Genomic DNA, 5,543 nt, shown 5'->3' on the forward strand with positions numbered 1-5,543 from the left:
ACCCAAAGGATGGAAGCCCTCAGGAAAACGGGTAAGACGTGGTTTGTATGAAACAGCCAAGGGATATCTGATTAACGCAGATACTAACGGAGCGGCAAATATCGCGCGAAAAGTAGCCACACAGTTACCAGAACGCAACAGTAAGCAGGAGACAACAGGAAGCAGGAAGCACGAAGCACTACCTGCTGCTGGAAAAAGGCAAACAATACTACGATGCTGGACAGTATGCTGATGCTGCACGAGTATTGCAGCAGGCGGCACAAGCTTATCAAGCCACAGGAGATATCCTCAACCAAGCCCAAGCCCTGCGTTTGCTGTCCTTAGTGACTCAGCAACTTGGGGAATGGGATCAAGCCCAAGCAGCCATTGACTCCAGTTTGTCGTTGCTAGAAACCGTATCCAGGGGAGGTGAGGGAGTATTGGCTAAAGTGTTGAACACTCAAGGGCGTTTGCAATTGGTACAGGGAAATGCTGACGCTGCCCTGAACACCTGGCAAAATGCTGAAGCACTGTATGCTAAAGCCAATGATCCGGTTGGTGTGCTTGGTAGCCAGATTAATCAAGCCCAAGCGATGCAATCTTTGGGACTTTACCGTCGAGCCAAGAAGCTATTGACTCAGGTAAGACAAACCCTGCTGGCACAACCGGATTCTCCTGTTAAAGCTATTGGCTTACACAATCTTGGTAATGTGTTTCGACAAGCAGGGGATTTAGAGCAATCTAAACAGACCTTAACCGAAAGTTGGAAAGTCACACAACTAATAAAATCTCCAGAATCCCAGAATCAAGCGTTACTGAGTTTAGGTAATACTGAGCGAGCCTTAGCCACAAGAGCAAAAGACACGAATAACCACAAGGCATCCAAGCAGCATATCCAAGAGGCGATAACTCACTATCAACAAGCAGCAGCAACCACCACCTCACCCATTACCAAAATTCAAGCACAATTGAATCAGCTAAGTTTACTCATCGAGACAGACCAGGAGAAATCTGTTCAAGCGTTGTTGCCACAAATCCAGACATTGCTAACTAAATTACCATCCAGTAGAGCATCAGTTTACGCCCACGTAAATTTCGCTCAAAGTCTGATCAAGATCAGAAATCGAAAATTGCGTACGCAATTTACCAAACCAATTCCCACACCAATTCCCAATTCCCCAGACATTGCTCAACTACTCAACACAGCCATTGAGCAAGCTAAAACCCTAGAAGACAAACGAGCAGAATCCTATGCCCTGGGCACCCTTGGTAACTGGTTTGAACAAACCAAAGATTGGTCAAATGCCATAACCTTTACCAAGTCAGCGCTTCTGATTGCCCAAGGGATTAATGCACCGGATATTGCTTATCAGTGGCAGTGGCAAATGGGACGTCTACTTAAGGCTAAAGCCGAACAAGCCACTACCACCAGAAATAGTAATACCGAAGCAGTAACGGAAGTAATCCAGGATGCGATCGCTTATTATACCCAAGCCTCTAATACCTTAACGAATTTACGCAGTGATTTAGTTGCTCTCAATCCGGACATCCAGTTTTCCTTCCGAGAACAAGTAGAGCCTGTCTATCGAGAGTTAGTTGATTTACTCTTGCGTTCTCCTGAACCGAGTAACGATAATCTCAAAAAGGCCCGTAAGGTTATTGAAGCACTCCAGCTTGCTGAAATCGACAACTTTTTTCGAGACGCCTGCGCCAAGCCAGAAAAAGTCAACATTGATAATGTAGACCCTAGAGCAGCGGTGATTTACCCGATTATCTTAAAAGACGGCTTAGCGGTAATCCTCAAATTGCCTAAGCAAAATGACTTGGTGTACTCTTTCCATCAAAACATATCAGACGATCAAGTAGACGAAGCGGTCAAAAAGTTCCAAGAAATCATAACCAAACCTACCGGTGCTAATCACACTATCAAAAAAGAATTACCCCAAATTTATGACTTGCTAATCAGACCCTTTGAAGAAGAACTAGAGACTAACCGTGACAGAGACCAAAGCCCAATAAAAACCCTAGTATTTATCCTAGATGGGTCATTACGAAATATTCCTGTAGCAGCCCTTTATGATCGAGAAAAGGACAAGTATTTAATAGAACGGTATGCTGTAGCTGTGACCCCTGGCTTACAGCTAGTGGACCCCAAACCATTGCCAAGGCAACAGCTCACAGCCCTAATTGCTGGAGCTACTAACGCTCCCAGCTTTAAAAAAGAAGGTTTAGGACCAATCGATAACGTCGCATTCGAGTTAACAAAAATTGGGGAACAGGTCAACCGTAGTCAGAAACTGCAAAATCAGGAATTTATCAAAGAAAACCTGCAAAATCAACTAACCGCAGCGTCTTTCAATGTTGTTCATATTGCCACTCACGGCCAGTTCAGTTCCAACCCAGAGCAAACATTTATTTTAGACTGGGATGAACGCATCAAAGTCAAGGATTTAGATAACTTACTACGGATGAGTGACCCCAGTGGCACCACCCCCATTGAACTATTGTTACTGAGTGCTTGTCAGACTGCTACTGGGGACAAACGAGCGGCTTTAGGACTAGCTGGGATAGCGATTAGAGCAGGAGCACGCAGTACCCTAGCCACCTTGTGGCAAGTTAATGATGCCTCTACAGCGGAATTTATGAATCAGTTCTACCAACAGTTAAATAATCCACAGTTGACTAAAGCGGAAGCCCTGCGAAATGCTCAAATAGAGTTTCTAAAGATGGAAGAAGAAGATCCTAACAAAGACTACACTCTTCCTTATCATTGGGCACCATTTATTTTAGTTGGGAATTGGCTGTAGAATGTAGAATGTAGAATGTAGAATGTAGAATGTAGAAGGCAGAAGGGAGAATGTAGAAGGGAGAAGGGAGAATGTAGAAGGGAGAAGGGAGAATGTAGAATGTAGAATGTAGAATGTAGAATGTAGAATGTAGAATGTAGAATGTAGAAGGCAGAAGGGAGAATGTAGAAGGCAGAAGGGAGAATGTAGAAGGCAGAAGGGAGAAGGGAGAAGGGAGAAGACAGAAGGGAGAAGGGAGAATGTAGAAGACAGAAGACAGAAGGGAGAAGGCAGAAGACAGAAGACAGAAGACAGAAGACAGAAGACAGAATTCTCAATTCTCAATTCTCAATTCTCAATTCTCAATTCTCAATTCTCAATTCTCAATTCTCAATTCTCAATTCTCAATTCTCAATTCTCAATTCTCAATTCTTAATTCTCAATTCTTAATTCTTAATTATAAAATTCCGACACTCTCCTCTTTTTCCCTATTTTTTAACCAGCACCGGTGTAATTTCCTCAAGGTTACCCAAAAGGGGTTGTTCAGATATGGTTTTCCCCAAACGAGGGGTCAATACCTCAGTCCAAGCTTCTTTAAGAGTCCTATCGTGGGGCTGTTGCCGCCTTAATTCAGCTAACTCAGTTAACTGATCAAACCATATGTCATGCTTATCATAAGCTGCGATTCTCTCTTGAAGAGTTTTCGCCTCATTTAAATCCTGTTCTAGGTCTGGAGAGTGGGCAACTCGTTTAACTCGTCCTTTGAAATAGACGGTTGTTGGTTTATTGGATAATTCCCAAGCAGGGCAATTGATCTCTATATTCCAACGATAGGTTTGACCAACTTCCAAGGAATTTACTTTCTCAGGAAGCCGAATACCCACAATGCCAGGCTTATCTAGTAGCTTGAAAGATGTTCGGTAAATATCTTTTTTACCATATTTATCCTGCAAGGAAAATTCTAAGGACGCTTCATCCTCTGAGTTATAATCTCCATCTTCTGAGGTATAAGGTAGATATATCCAAAAGGTTGGATAATCATGAGTAACCTTTAAATATGAATAATCTAAATTTGGCTGATAAAAACCTACTAAAGAAGTCAGTGTTGGAAGCTCTGCCTTGTATAGGCAAGGACCACGGGTTCCTGTACCCTGGGCAGCATCAGGAGTACCATTGTCTGGGGGTTTGGGCTTGGTATACTCACTTGATCCTGGTTGTGCTTGGCTAACATTGATGGATTGATTAGCCTCTACTCGGGAGACCAAAAAACAGCTGATCCAGGCAAAAATCATTAAATTAAAGGTAAATAGGTATTGAAGCCGAAATAATTTAGTTAACATCGTAACTCAACCTTCAGATCAACATCGACAGATGTTTACCTGATATATCCAATTTTTGGATTCAGATTAACACCCCTGTATATCACCACTATTTCCAGATAAAAATCCGGTCAAGTGTTGTAACTAGTCATTAGTAATTAGTCATACCAAATCCGGGTTAAAAATCCCATTTATTCAGTATGCCTAGCCAAAATTAGTTCCTATAGTAGTGGAAGGAAAGGTTAAGACATAGTTCTGCTTCCTGCTCCGTTACCGTAGCGTGACCCACGGCTTTATTTCCTGCTCCTTTTAAAGCAAAATACTATCTCCCAAACTATACTTCTATTGCTATATCGCCCCGATTTATTATAGCATCAACTATTATAATGCGTGTCTAAAGGGGGGTTATCAAAAGGTATTTTTGGTTATTGGTCATTTGTAATTATCAAGAGATTTAATGTAGATCACAAAAGACTAAGGACTAATGACTAATGACGAGTCAATGACTGTGGTCACTTTTGTAAACCAGAGTAAACAACTACACTGCCACTAGTAGTTACCAATGCTATAGTAGCGGGAATTAATGGTACCCAACCACCTGTTACTATCAGCAAAACCCAGCAACTTCCATATAAAACAACCACAGCAGTTCCAGTAACCAACAGGACGGAACGCAGCACGTTAAAGTTTCCAGCAACCATACCCCCCACCACAGCCCAGCACCAAATCCAGAGCGCTTCACCAGGCTCAGACCACCACCAAATCAAGGGTCTATTATCGAGCACTGCACTGAGGATATGACTGATCATCTGCGCCTGAATTTCTATCCCACTCATGGTCTTAACAGAAAACTGACCACCACTGTAGGGTGTGCGCCACCTATTATCATTAAAAGTGGGCGCAATGGTACCGATCACGACAATGCGATTCCTGACTAACTCGGCATTGAAGTCATCCCTGAGAACCTCTGCAAGGGAAACTTTCTGAGCAATTTGACCGGAAGCTCGATAATTCAGTAATATTTGGTGACCACGGAAATCTAGATTGTGATATCCACCAGAATTATCTCCTAAGGTCTTAAAAACTGTAGTGCCAAGCTTGAAATACTTTTCTGTCACCTCCAACTGGATTCCTTCATCAGCCAGATAATGTGTTGCCAACTGGAAATTAAATGAGTACTCGCTGTCACAAGGAGATGGTGACCCTACAGCCAACAGATGGCGACGGATAATGTCATCGCGGTCGAGTAAAACATTATTAAAGCCTTGGCGAACCTCTGGCACTTCTGGTGGTGGGGGAACTCCGGGGTGACCATAATGGCAGATGGCAAAAAAGTCATCACTAGTTTTCATACGAGTCGCTAAATCCTGGTATTCCCCTGCCACAGGATTGTCCCGATAAATATCCAAACCAATGGCTCTCGGTTGATACTGCTCCAGTTTTGCCAGCAGTTTTGCCA

Annotated in this window: 4 protein-coding genes; 2 read left to right on the forward strand and 2 right to left on the reverse strand. The window is 43.0% G+C overall.

Annotation, left to right across the window (positions count from 1 at the left end):
- The coding region (locus tag F6K20_RS22370; protein ID WP_287296072.1) for a hypothetical protein at positions 1-232 on the forward strand (232 nt) is incomplete at its 5' end.
- 13 nt (positions 233-245) lie between these two features.
- Positions 246-2,786, forward strand: coding sequence for a CHAT domain-containing protein (locus tag F6K20_RS22375; protein ID WP_287296073.1), 2,541 nt, complete (start codon positions 246-248; stop codon positions 2,784-2,786).
- A 467-nt stretch (positions 2,787-3,253) separates the two neighbouring features.
- Here the strand turns inward: F6K20_RS22375 and F6K20_RS22380 are convergent, their stop codons facing one another.
- Positions 3,254-4,105 (reverse strand): DUF928 domain-containing protein, encoded by an 852-nt coding sequence (locus tag F6K20_RS22380; RefSeq protein WP_287296075.1) that lies wholly within the window; start codon positions 4,103-4,105, stop codon positions 3,254-3,256.
- Between the two features lie 491 nt (positions 4,106-4,596).
- On the reverse strand, positions 4,597-5,543 hold a 947-nt coding region (locus F6K20_RS22385; RefSeq protein ID WP_287296077.1), incomplete at its 5' end, for a CHASE2 domain-containing protein.

Source organism: Moorena sp. SIO2C4, from assembly GCF_010672485.1.
Taxonomy (GTDB): Bacteria; Cyanobacteriota; Cyanobacteriia; order Cyanobacteriales; family Coleofasciculaceae; genus Moorena; species Moorena producens.